Annotated in this window: 18 protein-coding genes and 1 rRNA gene; 5 read left to right on the top strand and 14 right to left on the bottom strand. The window is 71.3% G+C overall.

The annotated features are described in order from the left end of the window. Window positions 1–4 precede the first annotated feature (4 nt). Both DEI89_RS11280 and DEI89_RS11275 read left to right on the top strand, forming a co-directional pair. Window positions 5–1018, top strand: coding sequence for an LLM class flavin-dependent oxidoreductase (locus DEI89_RS11280; RefSeq protein ID WP_110904151.1), 1014 nt, complete (start codon window positions 5–7; stop codon window positions 1016–1018). 602 nt (window positions 1019–1620) lie between these two features. Beyond that, entirely contained in the window at window positions 1621–2475 is an 855-nt protein-coding gene (locus DEI89_RS11275) for an NAD(P)-dependent oxidoreductase (RefSeq protein ID WP_110904150.1), read from the top strand. A gap of 13 nt (window positions 2476–2488) precedes the next feature. Here DEI89_RS11275 and DEI89_RS11270 read toward each other — a convergent pair whose 3' ends face one another. Both DEI89_RS11270 and DEI89_RS11265 read right to left on the bottom strand, forming a co-directional pair. Next, entirely contained in the window at window positions 2489–4039 is a 1551-nt protein-coding gene (locus tag DEI89_RS11270) for a class I SAM-dependent methyltransferase (RefSeq protein WP_110904149.1), read from the bottom strand. Continuing rightward, a complete protein-coding gene (locus tag DEI89_RS11265) occupies window positions 4036–4419 on the bottom strand; it encodes a helix-turn-helix transcriptional regulator (protein WP_110904148.1) in 384 nt (127 codons plus the stop codon). The genes DEI89_RS11270 and DEI89_RS11265 overlap by 4 nt, the downstream gene beginning before the upstream one ends. Window positions 4420–4512: 93 nt before the next feature. Here DEI89_RS11265 and DEI89_RS11260 point away from each other — a divergent pair, with 93 nt between their 5' ends. Beyond that, window positions 4513–5757: an MFS transporter gene (locus tag DEI89_RS11260; RefSeq protein WP_110904147.1), complete on the top strand. Its 1245-nt coding sequence runs from the start codon at window positions 4513–4515 to the stop codon at window positions 5755–5757. Between the two features lie 30 nt (window positions 5758–5787). Here the strand turns inward: DEI89_RS11260 and DEI89_RS11255 are convergent, their stop codons facing one another. Beyond that, window positions 5788–6264 carry a TIGR02611 family protein gene (locus DEI89_RS11255; RefSeq protein WP_258366417.1) on the bottom strand — a complete coding sequence of 159 codons (477 nt, stop codon included), beginning with the start codon at window positions 6262–6264 and terminating at the stop codon, window positions 5788–5790. A 122-nt stretch (window positions 6265–6386) separates the two neighbouring features. Then, entirely contained in the window at window positions 6387–6722 is a 336-nt protein-coding gene (locus tag DEI89_RS11250) for a TraR/DksA C4-type zinc finger protein (RefSeq protein ID WP_110904145.1), read from the bottom strand. A 48-nt stretch (window positions 6723–6770) separates the two neighbouring features. On the opposite strand from DEI89_RS11250, the gene DEI89_RS11245 reads away from it, so the two are divergent. Together DEI89_RS11245 and DEI89_RS11240 are read left to right on the top strand one after the other, a co-directional pair. After that, entirely contained in the window at window positions 6771–7808 is a 1038-nt protein-coding gene (locus tag DEI89_RS11245; protein WP_110904144.1) for an LLM class flavin-dependent oxidoreductase, read from the top strand. A gap of 120 nt (window positions 7809–7928) precedes the next feature. Beyond that, window positions 7929–8384, top strand: a complete 456-nt coding sequence (locus tag DEI89_RS11240) for a DUF2510 domain-containing protein (protein WP_110904143.1) — start codon at window positions 7929–7931, stop codon at window positions 8382–8384. Window positions 8385–8415: 31 nt separating this feature from the next. Here the strand turns inward: DEI89_RS11240 and arfB are convergent, their stop codons facing one another. From arfB to rrf, 10 genes are all read right to left on the bottom strand, one after another. Next, window positions 8416–8838, bottom strand: coding sequence for an alternative ribosome rescue aminoacyl-tRNA hydrolase ArfB (arfB, locus tag DEI89_RS11235; RefSeq protein ID WP_110904142.1), 423 nt, complete (start codon window positions 8836–8838; stop codon window positions 8416–8418). A 38-nt stretch (window positions 8839–8876) separates the two neighbouring features. Then, on the bottom strand, window positions 8877–9869 hold the full coding sequence (locus DEI89_RS11230) for a site-specific tyrosine recombinase XerD (RefSeq protein ID WP_110904141.1): 993 nt from the start codon (window positions 9867–9869) through the stop codon (window positions 8877–8879). Between the two features lie 40 nt (window positions 9870–9909). Then, window positions 9910–10479 (bottom strand): NUDIX hydrolase, encoded by a 570-nt coding sequence (locus DEI89_RS11225; RefSeq protein WP_181421607.1) that lies wholly within the window; start codon window positions 10477–10479, stop codon window positions 9910–9912. A gap of 123 nt (window positions 10480–10602) precedes the next feature. After that, complete coding sequence (locus DEI89_RS11220; RefSeq protein WP_110904140.1) at window positions 10603–12315, bottom strand: CTP synthase; 1713 nt, start codon at window positions 12313–12315, stop codon at window positions 10603–10605. Window positions 12316–12470: 155 nt separating this feature from the next. Next, window positions 12471–14162 (bottom strand): DNA repair protein RecN, encoded by a 1692-nt coding sequence (recN, locus tag DEI89_RS11215; RefSeq protein ID WP_110904139.1) that lies wholly within the window; start codon window positions 14160–14162, stop codon window positions 12471–12473. Between the two features lie 109 nt (window positions 14163–14271). Then, window positions 14272–15195 (bottom strand): NAD kinase, encoded by a 924-nt coding sequence (locus DEI89_RS11210; protein WP_110904138.1) that lies wholly within the window; start codon window positions 15193–15195, stop codon window positions 14272–14274. Continuing rightward, window positions 15192–15986, bottom strand: coding sequence for a TlyA family RNA methyltransferase (locus DEI89_RS11205; RefSeq protein ID WP_110904217.1), 795 nt, complete (start codon window positions 15984–15986; stop codon window positions 15192–15194). Before DEI89_RS11205 ends, DEI89_RS11210 begins: the two co-directional genes overlap by 4 nt. Window positions 15987–16309: 323 nt before the next feature. Then, window positions 16310–17389: an HAD-IIA family hydrolase gene (locus tag DEI89_RS11200; RefSeq protein WP_110904137.1), complete on the bottom strand. Its 1080-nt coding sequence runs from the start codon at window positions 17387–17389 to the stop codon at window positions 16310–16312. Continuing rightward, window positions 17316–18602: a hypothetical protein gene (locus DEI89_RS11195; protein ID WP_258368859.1), complete on the bottom strand. Its 1287-nt coding sequence runs from the start codon at window positions 18600–18602 to the stop codon at window positions 17316–17318. The genes DEI89_RS11200 and DEI89_RS11195 overlap by 74 nt, the downstream gene beginning before the upstream one ends. A 1108-nt stretch (window positions 18603–19710) precedes the next feature. Beyond that, window positions 19711–19827 (bottom strand): 5S ribosomal RNA (rrf, locus tag DEI89_RS11190). Window positions 19828–19839: the final 12 nt, after the last annotated feature.

Here is a 19839-nt window from a genome sequence, read left to right as displayed (position 1 = left end):
CCGTGTGCGTGAACTCGGATTCCTCTCCTTCGTCCCGAACCACGGCGGTGCTCCCGGTGCCGCGAGCGCCCTGGAGGACGGACTGCAGCTCTTCCAGACCGCCGAAGCCCTGGGTTACGGCACCGGCTGGGTCCGCGGCCGGCACTTCGAGCCCTTCCTCACCAGCCCGATGACGTTCTTCGCCGCCGCAGCCCAGCGGACCAGCACGATCGGCTTCGGCACCGCAGTGCTCGGCATGCGCTACGAGGACCCGGTGCGCCTGGCCGAGGACGCCAGCACCGTCGACCTGCTCAGCGGTGGCCGGGTGCAGCTCGGCATCAGCACGGGCATCGCCGGCTACGGCCCGATCCTGGACCCGGTGTTCGGCAGCTCCGAGCGGTCCTTCCGCGACGAAGCCGAGGCACGCGCGGCTCGGCTGCTCGAGGTCCTGCACGGCGACGCTCTCGGCTCGGCCGGCACGGGCTACGAGAGCATCCCCGCCGACGCCGAACTGACCCTGCAACCGCAGAGCCCCGGCCTGCTCGACCGCGTCTGGTGGGGCGGCGGCAGCATGGGCACCGCGGTCCGCACGGCCGAGAAGGGCCTGCTGCTGCACTGCTCGACGCTGAACACCGAGGACACCGGCGCGCCGTTCGCCGAAGCGCAGGCCGACCAGATCGCCGCGTACCGCTCCCGGTTCGCCGAACTGCACCCGCACCGACAGTCGAAGGTCGCCGTCGGCCGGATCATCGTCCCGCTGCTCGATGACCACGACCGCGACGTCCACCGGGAGTTCCTCACCGGGTACGCGTCCGGCATGGACGACGAGGGTCGACCGCTGTCGGGTCCGCCGTTCCGCTTCAGCAGGGTCCTGTCCGGTGAGCCGGCAGCCATCGTCGACGCCCTGCGCGCCGACCCGGCCGTGGCGGCGACCGACGAGCTGGTCGTGACCCTGCCCGCCAACGGTGACAGCGCCTCCCACGAGCGGATCCTGCGCATCGTCGCGGAGGAGATCGCACCGGCGGTCCGCGCCGTCTGACCACCCACGAGCGGCACCGGCACCCTGCGCCCGGCCCCGGCCCCGGCCCCGGCCTTCCGGCACCCGGGGCGCCGTCCGGCCTCAGCGTCCAGCGGGGCCCACGGGCCGGTGAGTTCCGTGGGCTGCACCGCCGGACGACCATCGGCGTTCCTGATCCGAACCCGATGGTGCACTCATCGTTCCACCTGTGCACCCTTTTGTCACACGTGACGAAAACCGGTCCGCACGAGCGCGATGCCGCCGCAGGAACGAGGATGCGCCCCCGCAACGAGTGCGGGGGCGCATCAGGACGCATCAGGACCACCGGGGCGTCATCGGCCGGATCAGGAGGCCGCGACACTCGCTCGGCAGTCCTTGTTCGATGCGTGCGCCGACGGTAACCAGCCGACTGGCGCATCACCGATCGTACCGATGCGAGCGGGCACAGTGCGGAAAGTGGACGGGATCGCAGCCCCCTGGCGCGCTCCAGTCCGAGGGTCACGCACGTCGCCGCCCCACCTTCGGCCCGGCCGGTACCGCCCGTACCTGGCTGCGTCCACCACCGGCAGGGCAGGATGGGCGTGACCCGACCCGGGGTCTCGACGACGAGGTGGAGTGACGCGATGACGCGTGTAGTGGTGACCGGTGGCAGCGGCAAGCTCGGACGGGCGGTCGTCCGCGACCTGGACGAGCACGGGTACGACGTGGTGCTCCTCGACCGGGTGGCCTCCCCGGACAAGCCCGAGCGGGTGCAGTTCGTGCGGACGGACCTCACCGACTACGGGCAGGTGCTCAACACGTTCCTCGGAGTCGACGACCGCTACGACTCCGTGGACGCTGTCGTGCACCTCGCCGCCGTCCCCGCACCGGGCCAGGTGCCGGACGTCGCACTCATCACGAACAACGTGACCGCGTCGATCAACGTGTTCCACGCTGCCCGCGCGGCCCGCATCCGGAACGTCGTGTGGGCCTCCAGTGAGACGCTGCTGGGGATCCCGATGGGTGAGCACCACCCGCCCTACCTGCCCGTCGACGAGGAGTTCGCGGTCCGCCCACAGTCGTCGTACTCGCTCGGGAAGGCCGTCGAGGAGGAGATGGCCCGCCACTTCACCCGCTGGGACCCGCAGCTGAAGATGATCGGGCTGCGCTTCTCGAACGTGATGGACGAGACCGACTACCCGGCGTTCCCGTGGGACGCCACCCCGGAGGCGAAGACCTTCAACCTGTGGTCCTACATCGACTCGCGCGACGGTGCCCAGGCGGTCCGCAAGGCCGTGGAGAGTGAGCTGACCGGGTTCGAGGCGTTCATCATCGCCAGCCCGGACACCGTGATGGACACCCCGACGCTGGAGCTCGTCGAGCAGTTCCTGCCGGACGTCGAGCGCCGGGCCGAGATCGACGGCGTCAGTTCGCTCCTGTCGTCCGAGAAGGCCCGCGAGCTCCTCGGCTACGCGCCCGAGCACACCTGGCGCCCCTGACCCCTCCGCGGATCTAGGCGGGGAGGAGCAGGCCGTCGAGGACCAGGTCGCGCAGGCGTGGCAGCAGGTCCGCGGTCAACGCCTGGTCGTCGACACCCGTCAACTGGGCGATCGCGCCGATGATCTGGCCGACCGTCAGCTCACCGTCGGCCGCACCGACGAACGCGGCGAGCGCGGTGTCGGCGTCGACCCGTCGGCCGAACCCGCCGCCCTGCACGAGCGTCATCACGGTGGGGTCGTCGTTGCCCGGCCAGTAGTGCCGTTCCTCGGTGACGTCGCCGGCGACGCGGAGGTGCGCGGCGGCGAACGCGTCGTCGTCACGCTCAGCGAGCCAGGAGACGGCGTCCAGGACGCGGGCGATCGTCGCGCCGAGGCCGGCGGGGTTGGAGCCGAGCACCTGCGGGAGGCGCTCGAAGCGGCGGAGGTCGGGCGAGCCTCCGGACCGGACGACGACGTAGCCGAAGCCGACCCCGGTGACGTGGCGGTCACGGAAGTCGTCCAGCCACGCGTCGACCAGGTCGTCGAAGACGGGGGTGCCCGGCTTCGTGCCCCCGTCGCGGATCCAGGTCTCGGCGTAGGCGGGCGGGTCCTCGCGCTCCCGTTCGACCACCCACACGTCGAGGTCGGTGTCGGCGAACCAGGAGCGGACGCGCTCCAGTCCGTCGTTCCCCCACCGGTGCTCCCAGTTGCCGAGCAGCTGTGCGGTGCCGCCCGGCTCGAGGTGCTCGGCCAGCCCGCGGAGGACGGTCTCGACGAGGGCGTCGCCGACCATGCCGCCGTCCCGGTACTCGTAGGCGGGGACGCCCTCACGGCGGGGCGTGATGACGAACGGCGGGTTCGAGACGATGCGGTCGAACCGCTCCCCCGCGACCGGTTCGAACAGTGAGCCGAGACGGAAGTCGATGCCGTCGACGCCGTTGAGCTGCGCGTTGAACCGGGCGATGTCGAGCGCCCGTCGCGAGATGTCGGTGGCGACGACCCGGTCGGCGAAGCGTCGGGCGTGCATGGCCTGGATGCCGCACCCGGTGCCGAGGTCGAGCACCCGCCGCACCGGCACGGGCAGCTGCAGGCCGCTCAACGTGGTGGTGGCCCCGCCGACGCCGAGGACGTGCTCCTCGCTGATGGCGTGTCCGAGGGCGAGTTCGCCGAGGTCGGAGACGATCCACCAGCTGCCGGCACCCAGGTCATCGACGAACGCGTACGGGCGGAGGTCGACGGCCGCAGCGACGGCGTCCCCGTCGACGCGCAGGACCCCGGCCGCGGCCAAGGAGTCCACGCCGGCGGTCGGGAACGCGGCCGCGGCGCCGTCCCGCGCCACCGGCAGGCCGAGCACGAAGAGCGTGGCGATGGTGGACAGCGGTGTCGTCGGGCGCGCGGCGAGGGCCCGACGGGCGGCGACGCGCACCCCGCGGTGCAGGGCGGCGGCCGCCTCGGTCCCCCAGAGCGCGTCGACCCCCTCGACGGAGTAGCCGGCGGTGGTCAGGTCCGCGGCGAGCGCCGAGGTGACGGCGGGCTCGGCGACGACGTCGGGCAGCGTGTCCGCGGCTGTGCGCTCCCCGCTCATGCCAGGGCCTCGGCGCGGACCAGGCCGGCGGGTACCCGCCAGTCGAGGACCAGGTCGAGCAGGCCCGGGAACCGCTGCTGGACCTCGTCGGTCCGGACGCGGCTGACCCGGGTCAGTCCCTCGAGGTGCTGCTCGAGCAGACCGGCTTCACGGAGCACCCGGAAGTGGTGCGTCAGCGTGGACTTCGGCCGGTCGATACCGACCCACCCGCAGGAGCGCTCCTCGCCCGCGCCGTCGACCAGGTAGCGGTGCAGGATCGCCAGCCGGATCGGGTCGGACAGGGCGTCCAGGACCGTCGGGAGGTCCATCTCGCCGACCGTGGGCTGCGGCAGCGGGCTGTGCTGCGGGAGCAGTTCGGCTTCGTCGGTGCGCTCGGGCATGCACGGACGGTACCACTCCGTGCCGGCTAGTACGAGTTGCGTCGTACAGGGCGGGTGCGGTACGAATGCAGTCGTACAACGAAAGGGACGGCCATGCAGTCACCACGTTCCGTCGCAGGGTTCTGGATCCTCGCGACGATGCTCCTCGTCTCGGTCGCCTCGTCGGCCGTGCCGTCCCCGATCTACCCGGTCTACGCGGCCGAGTGGCACCTCACCCCGTTGATGCTCACCGCCGTGTTCGCGATCTACGTCGCCGGACTGCTGCTGAGCCTGCTCATCGCCGGACGACTGTCGGACCACGTCGGCCGGAAGCCCGTCCTGATCGTCGGCGGCCTCGGCGTCGCCGTCTCGCTGGGACTCTTCGCCGTCGCCGACGGACTCGGCGCGCTCATCGTCGACCGCATCGTGCAGGGCGTCTCCGTGGGGCTGCTCATCGGCGCGCTCGGCGCGGCGCTCATCGACAACTCGCTCGAACGGCACCCCTCGCTCGCCGGCGTCCTCAACGGGGTCATCCCGCCGATCGCCCTCGCCACCGGCGCCCTGTCGAGCGGCGCCCTCGTCGAGTGGGGTCCCGCGCCGGAGCAGCTCGTCTACGTGCTGTTCGGGTCGCTCCTCGTGCTGCTCGTCGTCGCCCTCGCCGTCGTCCCCGAGCAGGTCGTCCGTCGACCCGGGGCCCTGCGGTCGCTCCGTCCCACGGTGTCCGTTCCACGGGCCTCCCGTCGGCTGTTCCGGAGCGTCGCCGGATCGCTCGTGTCCAGCTGGGCGCTCGGCGGACTGTTCCTGTCCCTCGTCCCGTCCGCGCTCGGCGCGGTCTTCGGCATCCACAACCACTTCGCCGCGGGCGCCCTCATCGCCGTCGTCACCGGCGTCGGTGCACTGACGGGACTGGTGATCCAGCGGATGGACACGCGGAAGGCGGTCTTGATCGGCCTCGTCGCCCTCGTGCTGGGACCGGTCGTCACCGTCACGTTCGTGTTCATGCCGTCGCTGCCTGGCCTCGTCGTGGGCAGTGCGATCGCCGGTGTCGGCTTCGGCGCGGGCTTCCAGGCACCGCTCCGGATGCTGCTCGCCACCGCCGCCCCCACCCACCGCGCAGGACTGCTGTCGACGATCTACGTGGTCAGCTACCTGGCCTTCGGCGTTCCGAGCGTCATCGGCGGGTTCCTCGAGCCGTCGCTCGGCCTCGTGCCGGTGCTCGCCGGGTACGGCGCGTTCATCGTCCTGGCAGCGGTCGTCGCCCTCGTGCTCCAGCTGACGTCGAAGGACGCCGCCCGGGTCGAGGAAGCCGCTGCGGAAGCGGTGGAGCGGACGGCGACGGGTTCGGTCCGCACGGTCTGAGACCGCCCGTGCCGGGAGCCGTCCGGTTGTCTAGAGGCCCGGCCGTGCGGTGCGGCCGCGCGGCCGCACCCCGACGTTCCGGTGTGCTTCGGCGTGCGCGGCGTCGACGTCCGCCTTGCCCCGGTCCGCCGCGTCACGCATCCGCTTCGACGGCGCGTGGCGCTTCGCCCAGTCCCAGAACCGGTGCAGCTTCGCACGGAGCCACGTGATGATCCGGTGGAAGAAGTGGAACTCGCTCGCCAGCACGGTCAGGCCGACGAAGACCACGAGCCATCCCGGACCCGGCAGCGGCACCAGGATCAGGCCGATGACGACGATGAGACCACCGACGATCCCGACCAGGACCTTGTAGAAGAGGTGCACGTGCGGGCGGGCGTGGATCCAGGTGCGCATGTCCCGGAACCACTGGAAGCGCTGGCGTCCGCCGTCACCCGGGTCCGTGGACGATGTCGCCGCGGACGCGTCGGGAACGCCACTCCGGGGAGGCTCAGTCGGGTCGCCGTGCATGTCGGAACGCTAGGGCGCGTGCCTGGGAAACCGCGGCGGAACCGGTCGGTGCGCGGTGTGGGCGGCGCATCGCGTCACGTGCTCCTGCGAACCCCGCGCCTCCGGTCCGGACGGGAGGCCCGTCACGCGTGCACGACGCACGTCGCCGCCCACGGGACGGCGGCCAGGCGCGCCTCCGGGATCGGCTCCCCGCCCACGGCGCAGCGGCCGTAGGTCCCGGCGTCGAGGCGTCCGAGGGCTGCGTCCACCTGCTCGACGCGCCGGCGGGCGTCGTCCCGCACCGCGCCGAGGGACCCGCGCTCCCAGGCGAGCGTCGAACCCTCCGGGTCGTGTTCGTCGTCGGTGTTCGCGCCGTCCCGGGCGTCACTGACGTCCTGCATGCTCAGCTCGACGTCGACCAGCAGCTTGCTCGCGCGAGCCCGTTCAGCCTGCAGGGCGGTCCGCGGCTCGAAGTCCATGCCGCCGACGGTAGTCCGCGGAATGGACCTCTACCCGGATGCGTTCGCATGCACATGACGAAGATCGGGTTCCTCTCCTTCGGGCACTGGCGTGACGTCCCCGGGTCGAAGGTCCGCAGTGGGCGCGAGTCGCTCGTGCAGGCCATCGACCTCGCCGTGGCGGCCGAGGAGGCGGGCGTCGACGGCGCGTACTTCCGCGTGCACCACTTCGCACCCCAGCAGGCCGCGCCCTTCCCCCTCCTGTCGGCGATCGCCGCCCGGACCAGCCGCATCGAGATCGGCACCGGCGTGATCGACATGCGCTACGAGAACCCGCTGTACATGGCGGAGGAGGCGGCGGCCACCGACCTCATCTCCGGCGGCCGACTGCAGCTCGGCGTGAGCCGGGGGTCACCCGAGACTGCCCTCGCCGGCTACCGCTCGTTCGGCTACGTGCCGGAGGCGGACGACGAGAACGGCGCCGACCTGGCCCGCGACCACACCGCGGTCTTCCGCCGCGCGATCGCCGGCGAGCCGATGGCGAACGCGAACCCGCAGATGACCGGTGCGGTCGGGTCGCTCGCGATCACGCCGTGGTCCGACACCCTGTCCGAGCGCATCTGGTGGGGTGCCGGCACCCGGGCCACCGCCGAGTGGACCGCCGCGCAGGGCATGAACCTGATGTCGTCGACCCTGCTGACCGAGGACACCGGCGTGCCCTTCGACCAGCTGCAGGCGGAGCAGATCGAGCGCTTCCGCAGCACCTGGCGCGAGATGGGCTGGGACCACGAACCCCGGGTGAGCGTCAGCCGCAGCATCATCCCGATCATCGACGACGAGTCGCGCCACTACTTCGGCGTCCGCGCACAGGTGGAGGGGCAGGACCAGGTCGGGCACCTGGACGGGGGCCTCGCCCGGTTCGGCCGTTCGTACATCGGCGAACCCGAACAGCTCGTCGCGGAGCTCGCCGCTGACCAGGCCGTCCGGGCTGCCGACACGGTCCTCGTCACGGTGCCGAACCAGCTCGGGGTGGACTTCAACGCCCGGCTGCTCGCCGCCGTCAAGGACGTCTTCGCCGAGGTGGACGCCGCTCCGGCGGCGGTCTGAGGCGGGGCCGGGCATCCCGGTCCCCCCTTCTGCCGACACCCGGTCTGGGGCAGCGGCGTCGGCACGTGCCAGGTAGCGTCGAGAGGCACTGACGACACCCGCACACACCAGGAGTTCCCCGTGACGCTGCCGGCCGCCGGCTGGTTCCCGGACCCGCAGGACACCGCACGACTGCGGTGGTGGGACGGTCACGCCTGGGGCGAGGCGACCCGGGTGCTGCCCCGAGAGGCACCTGACCCGATCGTGTCCGTCCTCACCGCCATGCCCGCCGGACCGGCCTTCTCCGTCGAGGCGTCGGCCCGCGCCGTCGAGGCCCGCTCGTGGGCGTACGGCAGCACCGACCGATGGTTCTGCGTGTTCGCGGTCCTCGCCGTGGTGGCGGCGATCGTGTCCCTCGTGATGAACCCGTGGGGGCTCTGCAGCCTGCTCGGCATCGCCGCGGGCCTGATCGCGCTGGTGCGTCCGGGCGCGACCGGTCCCTGGCGGGTCATCGGGCAGAGCATCGGAGCGTCCGCGCTCGTGCTCGCCGTCGCGACCGGTGTCGTCGCTGCGAACGGGCACCTGCACCTGTTCTGAGCCCGGCGCCTGCCTGGCCGTCAGGCGTCGATCAGTCCTCCGACGGCCGCCGACGCTGCTGCTTCGTCGCAGACCGCTGCTGCTTGCCCGCCAGGCGGCGGCGTTGCGAGCCACGCGTCGGGCGGGTCGCGCGCCGTGGCGGGCCGGGCGGGGCGAGCGCGTCCCGCAGGAGTCCACGGAGCGCGTCGAGGGCGGCCTCACGGTTGCGCAACTGCGACCGCCGCTCGGACACCGTCACGGTGATCGTCCCCGCGGCCGTGCGCCGGGCGACCCGCTCGAGGATGCGCGTCCGCTGCTCGTCGCTGAGCACCGGCGACCCGGCGACGTCCCACGTCAGTTGGACGCGACTGTCGGACGTGTTGACGTGCTGGCCACCGGCGCCGGACGACCGCGAGAACCGCCACTGCAGTTCGGACTCGGGGATCGTCAGCCCCGGCCCCACCTCGAGGTCCATGCGCCCAGGGTCCCACGTTCCCAGCAGCGCCGCGATCCCTACCGCCGCGCCCGCGGGTGTGCCGTCTGGTACACGTCGCGCAGCATGTCCGCCGTCACCAGCGTGTAGATCTGCGTGGTCGCGACGCTCGCGTGTCCGAGCAGCTCCTGCACCACCCGGACGTCCGCGCCGCCCTCGAGCAGGTGCGTGGCGAAGGAGTGCCGGAAGGTGTGCGGTGAGACGTGCGCCGTCAGCTCGGCCCGGTCCGCAGCCGCCTGGATGACGAGCCAGGCGCTCTGCCGCGACAGTCGAGCGCCCCGCGCGCCGAGGAACAGCGCGGGCGTCCCGGCCCCCCGGGCGGCGAACACCGGCCGCGCCCGCACCAGGTACGCGTCGACCGCTGCCCGGGCGTAGCTGCCGAGCGGCACGATGCGCTGCTTGTTCCCCTTGCCGGTGACCCGCACCACGGAGACGTCGGTGTCCTCGTCCGCGGCTCCGTCCACGTCAGCGAGCGTGGTCACGTCGTCGACCGAGAGGCCCACCGTCTCCGAGATGCGGGCACCGGTCGCGTACAGCAGTTCGAGGAGCGCCCGATCGCGCAGCTGCACGGGATCGTCGCCGACGACCGACCCGATCAGCCGCTCCATGTCGTGCACCGAGATCGCCTTCGGCAGGCGCATCGGGGCCTTCGGCGGGCGGACCGAGGCTCCGGGGTCGAGTGGCAGCCACCCCTCGCCGGCGGCGAACGCCGAGAACGAGCGCACCGAGCTGAGCATCCGCGCGACCGAGCGGGGCGCCAGCGGCCCCTCCGGTCGCGTGGTCAGGTACTGGACGAACCCGGCGAGGTCCGCTCGCGCCAGGCGTCCGACGTCCTCGAGGACCCCTGCCCCGCCGGCGCGGTCGGCCCCGGTGGACTCCACCACGGGTTGCGTGCCGATCCACGCACCGAACGTCGCGAGATCGCGCCGGTACGCCGAGAGGGTGTGCTGCGACAGGCCGCGCTCGATGGCGATGTGCCGCAGGTAGTCCTGCACGGCACGCTCGAACGGCATCACCCGACGAGGCTACTGCGGCGCGGGACGGCCGAGGTCGCTAGCGGCGCTCGGCCGCCTCCACCGCGAGCGTCGCCACGATGAGCGCCGAGTTGTGCAGGCGCCCCTCGAGGATCCCGGCCACGAGTTCGGCACGCGGCACCCAGCGGATCTCGATGTCGGCCTCCTCGGCCTCCCGCTCGAACGCGGACGAGGTCGCCCGCACGCCGGTCGCCCGGAACACCTCGATGAACTCATTGCTCCCACCCGAGGACGTGTTGTACCGCACCAGGTGCTGCCAGTCGTCGGCCTCGACGTCGGCCTCCTCGGCCAGCTCGCGCTTCGCGGCGGTCAGGTGGTCCTCACCCTCGTGGTCGAGCAGTCCGGCCGGCAGCTCCCAGTCGCGCAGCTGCACCGGGTGCCGGTACTGCTGGATGACGAGGACGCGGCCGTCCTCGTCCTCCGCGAACACCGCGACCGCACCGGTGTGGTCGATGTACTCGCGGACCATGTCCTTGCCGTTGTAGTCGACGGTGTCGCGGGTGATGTCCCAGACCGCGCCCTCGAACACCCGCTCGGAGGCGGTCACGTGGAAGGAGGCGGATTCGTCGGCGATCGGTGCGTCAGTCACCTCGCCATCCTGCCCCACCGTGGTCGACGCGCGTCCAGATCGGCGGATGACGGACGGGAGGCTCCCCACCAGCTGGTGGAGAGCCTCCCGTCACACGCGTGGTCGCGACCGCGACCTGTCGGATCAGGCGACCGCTTCGGTCTCCGGGTCGAACAGGCGCGTCGACTCGTTGCGCTCGATCGCCGCACCGACGAGGCCCGCGAAGAGCGGGTGCGCGCGGTTCGGACGCGACCGGAGCTCCGGGTGCGCCTGGGTGCCGATGTAGAACGGGTGCTCCGCACGGTCCAACTCGACGTACTCCACCAGGGTGCCGTCGGGCGAGGTGCCGGAGAACACCATGCCGGCGTCCGCGATCTGCTCGCGGTAGTGGTTGTTGACCTCGTAGCGGTGACGGTGACGCTCGGACGCCTCGTCCGCGCCGTACAGCTCGGCGGCCAGGGAGCCCTCGAGGAACTTCGCCGGGTACATGCCGAGGCGCATCGTGCCGCCGAGGTCACCGTCAGCGATGATGTCGACCTGCTCGGCCATCGTCGCGATGACCGGGGTGGAGGTCTCCGGGTCGAACTCGGTGCTCGACGCGTCGAGCAGGCCGGCCTCGTGGCGGGCGTACTCGATGACCATGCACTGCAGACCGAGGCACAGGCCGAGCGTCGGGATGTTCTGCTCACGCGCGAACTTCAGCGCACCGAGCTTGCCCTCGATGCCACGGATCCCGAACCCGCCCGGGATGCAGATGCCGTCGACATCGCCGAGGTTCTTCGCGGCGCCCTCGGGAGTCAGACATTCGTCCGAGGCGACCCACTTCAGCGTCACCTTGGCGGTGTGGGCGAAGCCACCGGCACGCAGCGCCTCGGTCACCGACAGGTACGCGTCGGGCAGGTCGATGTACTTGCCGACCAGGGCGATCGTGACGGCCTTCTTCGGCTCGTGCACCGCGGTCAGCACACCGTTCCAGCGAGACCAGTCGACGTCGTGCGCCTCGAGGCGGAGGGCCTCGATGATGACCTGGTCGAGACCCTGGTCGTGCAGCATCGTCGGGATGTCGTAGATGGACGGGACGTCGACCGCGTTCACCACGGCGTCCTCGTCCACGTCGCACATCAGTGCGATCTTGCGCTTGTTCGCGTCCGAGACGGGGCGGTCCGAGCGGAGCACGAGGGCGTCCGGCTGGATGCCGATCGAGCGGAGCTGCGCGACCGAGTGCTGCGTCGGCTTCGTCTTCTGCTCACCCGAGGCCGCCATGAACGGCACCAGCGAGACGTGCACGAAGAACACGTTGTTCCGACCGAGCTCGTGCCGCACCTGCCGTGCCGCCTCGATGAAGGGCTGCGACTCGATGTCACCGACCGTGCCACCGACCTCGGTGATGATGACGTCGGGCTGGGGGTCGTTCTCGGACTGCTCGCGCATCCGACGCTTGATCTCGTCGGTGATGTGCGGGATGACCTGGACGGTGTCACCGAGGTACTCCCCGCGACGCTCCTTGGCGATGACCGTCGAGTAGACCTGCCCGGTCGTGACGTTCGCCGACTGCGCCAGGTCGATGTCGAGGAAGCGCTCGTAGTGCCCGATGTCCAGGTCCGTCTCGGCGCCGTCGTCGGTCACGAAGACCTCGCCGTGCTGGAACGGGTTCATCGTGCCCGGGTCCACGTTGAGGTACGGGTCGAGCTTCTGCATGACGACCTTGAGGCCGCGCGCCGTGAGCAGGTTGCCGAGGCTGGCCGCCGTCAGGCCCTTGCCGAGAGACGAGACGACCCCGCCGGTCACGAAGATCTGCTTCGTCACCTTCGGGGTCGCGTTCGAAGAATTGGTTCCGCCGCTGAGAGTGTCCGCCACGGGATTCCATCGTACGTCAGAAGTGCCGGGAGGCGCGACCCGCGTTCGCCGGGCGCGTTGCGTCCGCGGTGTGCTCGCCGGGGCGGGGCGTCCTCGTCGGGGCGGGGCGTGCTCGCCGAGGCGGGGCGTGCCTCCCGGCTGTCGTGCCGGGAGGGTCATGCGGAGCGGCCGGCGACCTCGAGGAGTTCGCGTGCGTGTTCCATGCCGCTGGCACTGTCGCCGAGTCCGGAGAGCAGCCGTGCCATCTCCTGCAGGCGGTCGTCGCCCTCGAGGCGGCGGACGCTCGACGACGTCACCGCACCGCTGGCGTCCTTCACGACGTTGAGGTGGTTGTTCGCGAACGCCGCCACCTGCGCCAGGTGCGTGACCACGATGACCTGCGTCCGTTCGGCGAGCGCCGCCAGGCGCCGACCGATCTCGATCGCCGCGGCACCACCGACGCCCGCGTCGACCTCGTCGAACACGAAGGTCGGGACGGTGGTGCTGCCGGCCATCACGACCTCGATCGCGAGCATCACGCGTGAGAGCTCGCCGCCGGACGCCCCCTTGCCGATCGGCCGCGGGTCGGTGCCCGAGTGCGGTTGCAGCAGGATCGCGACCTGGTCGCGCCCGTGTCGCCGGAACTCGCCCGCGTCGGTGACCTCGACCACCAGGGTCGCACCGGCCATCGCGAGGCTCTTCAGCTCCGCGGTGACCCGCTTCGCCAGGTCCGTCGCCGCCTTCGTCCGTACCTTCGTGAGCGCAGCGCCGGCCGCCTCGAGCGCTGCCCGGTCGGCCTCGACCGCCTGCTGCAGCTGCACGATGCGGTCGTCGTCGCCGTCGAGCTCGAGGAGTCGGTCGGACGCCCGCTGCCCCGCGGCGATGACGTCCTCGACACTCTCGCCGTACTTCCGGATCAACCCGGCGAGCAGTGCCCGGCGTTCGTTGATGAGCTCGAGGTCGTGGCCGGCCTCGGGCTCGAGGGAGCCGATGTAGCTCGACAGCGACGCGGATGCCTCGCTCGCCTGGATCCCCAGCTCGGTGAGCTGCTCGAGCACGGGCTGCAGTGCCGGGTCGACGCCCGCGACGCGCTCGATCGCGCGTCGGGCGGACTCGACGAGACCGATGACGTCCGGACCGTCGAGGGACTCGCTCGACACCGCCTCGTGCGCCAGGCTTGCGGACAGCCGGAGGTCCTCGAGGTTCCCCAACCGCTCGGCACGGTCGGCGAGCTCGGTGTCCTCGCCCGGCTGCGGGTCCGCCGCCTCGATCTCGGCCGAGGCCTCACGGAGGCGCCCGGCCTCGGCGAGCCGCTCGTCGCGGTCGCGAGTCAGCGTCTCGAGGTCACCGGCGTGCTGCTGCCACGCGTCGTACACGGCGACGTACTTCGCCAGGGCCTTCTCGACCGCCGCGCCGCCGAAGCCGTCGAGGGCCGCCCGCTGCGCCACCGCGGAGGTCAGCCGGATCTGGTCGGACTGTCCGTGCACGGTCACGAGCTGGTCGGCCAGTTCGCCGAGCACCGCGACCGGAGCGCTGCGGCCGCCCACGGTCGCGCGGCTGCGGCCCTCGGCGGAGACCGTGCGGGTCAGGATGAGTTCGCCGTCCTCCACGGTCCCACCGGCGTCCTCGACCCGCTCGGCGACGGCCGCGTGGTCGGGGAGTTGCCAGCGTCCTTCGACGACGGCGTTCGGCGCGCTGCGGCGGACCGAGCCGGCGTCCGCACGGGCACCGAGGAGCAGGCCGAGCGCGGTGACGATCATCGTCTTCCCGGCGCCGGTCTCCCCCGTGACGACGGTGAAGCCGGGGCCGAGCTCGAGGGTGGCGTCGCCGATCACGCCGAGGTCGGAGATGCGGATTTCCTCGATCACTGGATGTGCTCCTGCTGCTGGTTCACGTCGTGGTGCCGGTGCTCGTGCTGGTGCCGTTGCTCGTGTTCGTGGCCCGTGCGGGACCGGCGGGTGCGGCTGGACGGCCGCGTCACACGTCCTCGTCGTCACGCTGCGGCCCGCGCCACCCGGCGACCGGCAGACGGAACTTCGCCACCAGACGATCGGCGAACGCGGCGTCCTTGATCCGGGCGACACGCACCGGCTCCGGGGACCGGCGTACCTCGACCCGAGCGCCGGGAGGCAGATCGTGCGTCCGCCGCCCGTCGCACCACAGCACACCGACACCGCTCGTCCGGCGCAGCACCTCGACCGCGAGGACCCGGTCCGGTCCGACCACGATCGGACGGGAGAACAGGGCGTGTGCGCTCAGCGGCACCATCAGGATCGCGTCGACGTCGGGCCACACCACGGGGCCGCCGCCGGAGAAGGAGTACGCGGTCGAACCGGTCGGGGTCGAGAACACCACACCGTCGCACCCGAAGGAGGACAGCGGCCGACCGTCGACCTCGGTGACGACCTCGAGCATGCGCTCACGGGACGCCTTCTCGACCGTCGCTTCGTTGAGCGCCCAGCTGGAGTAGACGATCTCGTTGCCGACGACGACGTCGACCTGCAGGGCCACGCGCTCCTCGACCTTGTACTCGCCGGTCAGGGCGCGCTCGACCGTCTCGGCCAGGCCGTCGCGCTCGCTCTCGGCGAGGAAGCCGACGTGACCGAGGTTGACGCCGACGATCGGGGCCTTGGTGCCCCGCGCCAGTTCGGCGGCGCGGAGGATCGTCCCGTCGCCGCCGAGGACGATGACGATCTCGATCTCGTCAGGACGGACGTCGACGCCCAGGATGTCGACCTGACCGACCGACGCTTCGGCCCGACGGATGTCGGCGTACTCGTCGAAGGGCATCACCGGGGTCACGCCGGCATCGTGCAGGATGTCGCACACCTCGACCGCGGCGTCGATCGAGTCGCGCCGTCCGGTGTGCGAGACCAGCAGGATGTGTCGTTCGTCGCTCATGGAGCTCCCTCCGCCAGTTCCGTCGCCCGGAGGATCCATTCTGTCGGGTTCTCCCCGGCACCTCGCCGGAGACGCGCGAGGTACTCGTGGTTGCCGTGCGTACCGACGATCGGCGACGGCGCCAACCCCGCCGTTCCGAGGCCCAGGTCCCACGCAGCCCAGAGGACGTTCATGAGCGCGTCCTGCCGCAACGACGCATCGCGGACGATCCCCTCGCGGATGCCGGTCCGGCCGACCTCGAACTGCGGCTTCACCAGGAGGACGAACTCGTCGGCCGGGACCGCCTCGACCAGGGCGGGCAACACCATGCGGAGGCTGATGAACGACAGGTCGCCCACCACCAGGCTGGTGCGCTCCGCAGCGGGGTCGAGGGCCAGGTAGTGGGCGCTCGTGAGGTTCCGGGCGTTGACCCCCTCGACCACGACGACGCGGTCGTCCAGGGCGATCGCCGGCGCCAGCTGACCGTGACCCACGTCCAGGGCGATCACGCGCGCGGCTCCCCGTGCCAGCAGCACCTGCGTGAACCCGCCGGTCGAGGCGCCCACGTCCAACACGGTCCGGCCATCCGGATCGACGCCGAACGCATCGAGCGCGCCGACGAGCTTCAGCGCGGCGCGGGAGACCCACTCGTCCTCGGCGTCCACCACGATCTCCGCGGAGGCGGTGACCGGGGTCGAGGCCTTCACGACCGGGACCCCGTCGATCGTCACACGACCGGTTTGGATGAGGGCGGCCGCTGCGGTCCGGGAGCGCGCCAGACCTCGCGCCGGAATCGCGGCGTCGAGGCGCATCGTGACGACCGGCGTCGTCACCGGGTCCACGGCGGCGTCGTGGTCAGACACGAGCATCCCCGCCCTGTTCGAGTCGGGTCCGGAGTTCGTCGTGCAGCGCTGCGAACGCGTCCGCGCGGTCGGCCAGTGGAAGACGCTCCACCTCTGCAGCTCGGTGCCCGACGCTCTCGGCTTCCTGGGTCGCTGCTCCGCTGCGAGGCCCACCGGGGGTCGGTCGCGATGGCCCGGGGACAGCCCGAGGCACCGCTGGCACACCGCCCGACGAGGCCGGGAGGGCAGGGCCCGTCGTGTCGTCCGTCCGGGCTGGTTCCACGCCCGACACGCTACTCGCCGCCGTACAGCGCCGGGTCCACGTCGAGGCCGTAGATCGCCAGGCCGGAGTCCCAGATCGCGGTCGCACCGGCGCGCAACAGGTCCATCTCGTCCGGTCCCACCTGTTCGGCGCGGACGACGTGCCCGCGCATCGAGACGGTCGACTCCCCCACAGTGACCCGACGCGTGCCGTCCGGGTCCTCACTGCGGATGGTCACCGGGTACGGCTCGTGCAGCCCCCGGAGGTCCTTGAGCACGTACGTCGGCCGAGAGCGCTGATCCGCGGCCAGGACCTGCTTGGGCTGGTCGATGCCGGTGAGCACGAGCACGCTCGGGATGCCGGCGTCGTTCGCGCCCTTGATGTCCGTGTCGAGACGGTCACCGATGAACAGCGGTCGTTCGCCGCCGAACCGTGCCAGGGCGGCGTCGAAGATCGGTCGCTCGGGCTTCCCCGCCACCACGGGCATGCGACTGACGGCCTGGTGCACGGCCGCGACGAGGGTGCCGTTGCCGGGCGCGATGCCGCGCTCGACCGGGATCGACCAGTCCATGTTGGTCGCGACCCACGGCACGGAGGCATCCGCCAGCGCGAAAGACGCCTCGGCCAGCTGCTGCCACCCGAGGTCCGGCGAAAACCCCTGGATCACCGCTGCGGGGCTGTCGTCCGCACTGTCGGTGATCACGAAACCGGCCTGCTCGACGATCGTCGTGAGTCCCAGCCCACCGATCACCAGCACGGTCGACCCTGCCGGCACCAGCGTGGCGAGCAACCGCGCCCCCGCCTGCGAGGACGTCACGACGTCGTCAGCGGTGACCTGGAGCCCGTACCGCTCGAGGTGCTCGGCGACGTCCACCGGACGACGCGAGGCGTTGTTGGTGATGTAGCCGACGCGCGCCGACGCCGCAGCCCGGGTGAGGGCCTCCACGGCGTGCGGGATCGCGTTCCGACCCCGGTAGGCGACACCGTCGAGGTCCGTCAGGACCAGGTCGATGCCGTCGACCGGAGTGCGCGGTGAGTCAGCCGGCTGCGGAGCCGTCGATGTCGCGGGGGTTGTCCTCGTCGATCTCTCCGGGCTGGTCGGCGGCGTCATCGGTGTCGTCGTCGAGGTCGTCGTCCCCGAGGGTGCTGACGTACCCGTTGCCTGGCTCCGCGTCGCCGAGTTCGGCGTCGTCGAGTTCGACGGACTCGTCGTCCCCGGATTCGTCGTCCTCGGATCCGTCGTCCTCGGACCCGTCGAACTCGTCGACTTCGATCGCTTCCTCGACCACATCCACTGTCTCCCAAGCATCGTCTTCAGCGGCTTCCGCGAGGGCTTCGGCCGCGCGGTCGACACGGTCCCACCACTCGTCGGCCTCGTCCTGGCGACCGAGCTCCTCGAGCGTGGCCGCGTATGCACTGTAGAGCGCCGGCGACCAGCTGTAGGCGGTCGAGGGGTCGAGCTGTGGAATCTCCAGCTCACCCAGCGCGGCTGTGGGGTTCCCGAGGTCCAGCCGAGCGCCGGACATCGCGATCGCGAGTTCGACCTGGACCGGTGTCTCGAGTGCAGCGCGGTCGACGGAGCGCCCGAGCTCGAGTGCACGCTCGGGGCGGCCGAGGCCACGCTCGCAGTCCACCATCATCGGGAGCTGGTCGTTCCGACCCGAGATGCGTCGGTACGTGCGGAGCTCACGGAGAGCCGTGGCGAAGTCACCCAGGCGGTACGCCGTGATCGCCGCGGTCTCTCGCACGACGGCCACACGGCCGGCACGCCGTGCTGCGCTCAACGCGTGCTGGTTCGCTTCTTCCGGGTCCGAGTCGACGAGCAGCGCCGCGGTGACCAGGTGTCGCGCGACCCAGTCGGCGTTGTCCTTGCTGAGGGTCTTGAGCTCAGCACGCGCAGCGGGGTGGAGGTCACGCGCATCCACTTCCTCCGGGATCTCCGGGTCGTCGTGGCGCGGGCGGATCGATCGGGTGCCGTAGGGGTCGCGGTCTTCCCAGTCGTCACGGGCTGCCTCGCCGAAGCGGGCTCCGGCCGATCGGTTGCCGTCGCCGAAGCGCTTGCGTTCGGCACCACCATCGCGGGCCGGACGGTCATCGTTGCCCCGGAACGGCCGGTCGTTGCCGCCACTGCGGAACGGCCGGTCGCCGTCCCGGCGCGGACGGTCGTCGTTCCCACGGAACGGGCGGTCGTTGCCACCGCTCCGTACGGGACGATCTCCGTCACGACGAGGCCGGTCATCGTTCCCACGGAACGGACGATCACCATCACGACGCGGACGGTCATCGCTCCCACGGAACGGACGGTCATTGCCACCGCTGCGCACCGGCCGATCCCCGTCACGACGGGGACGGTCATCGTTCCCACGGAACGGACGATCACCATCACGACGCGGACGGTCATCGTTCCCACGGAACGGACGATCACCATCACGACGCGGACGGTCATCGTTGCCCCGGAACGGCCGGTCGTTGCCGCCACCGCGGAACGGGCGGTCTCCGTCCCGGCGCGGACGGTCATCGCTCCCACGGAACGGACGGTCATTGCCACCGCTGCGCACCGGCCGATCCCCGTCACGACGGGGACGGTCATCGTTCCCACGGAACGGACGATCACCATCACGACGCGGACGGTCATCGTTCCCACGGAACGGACGATCACCATCACGACGCGGACGGTCATCGTTGCCCCGGAACGGCCGGTCGTTGCCGCCACCGCGGAACGGGCGGTCTCCGTCCCGGCGCGGACGGTCATCGCTCCCACGGAACGGACGGTCATTGCCACCGCTGCGCACCGGCCGATCCCCGTCACGACGGGGACGGTCATCGTTCCCACGGAACGGACGATCACCATCACGACGCGGACGGTCATCGTTCCCACGGAACGGACGATCACCATCACGACGCGGACGGTCATCATTCCCACGGAACGGACGATCACCATCACGACGCGGACGATCGGATGCGGGCCGGTCCGAGCGCCACGAAGGACGATCGTGCCGAGCGCCACCATCGCGGAAGTCACGGCCGGCCGGACGGCGGTCGGAGCTCTCATCGCGAGGATCACCGCGCGGAGCACCACGTTCCGCGCGATCGTCTTCACGACGCTCGAAGTCGCGAGGACCAGACGACCAACGACCGCTGTCGCCTGCACGTCGCGGTCGATCCGGACGGTCTCCGTCTCGGCCGTCTCGTCGCTGTTCGTCGTCGTTCGCCACCGTTGCTCCTCGTCGCGTGCCGATGACTGGCGTCTCGGCGATCGTCCGCTGTGTCGTTGTGTAGATGAAGCACCCCGGGCCGCGTGCTCCACCCAGTCCATCATGGACGAGAAGCAGAGTCGACCTCGAGCGCCCCTGATGCAACAGAAAATGGCCACCGGCCCTCACGAGAGCTGTTGCTCTCGATGGAGGGCCGATGGCCACATCATGAAAAGAAGTCCGGCGGCGTCCTACTCTCCCACAAGGTCCCCCTTGCAGTACCATCGGCGCTGAGAGGCTTAGCTTCCGGGTTCGGAATGTGACCGGGCGTTTCCCTCTCGCTATGACCACCGGAACACCATCGACC

Source organism: Curtobacterium sp. MCBD17_030 (assembly GCF_003224255.1).
Taxonomy (GTDB): Bacteria; Actinomycetota; Actinomycetes; order Actinomycetales; family Microbacteriaceae; genus Curtobacterium.
This window is presented reverse-complemented; position numbering and strand designations above follow the sequence as displayed.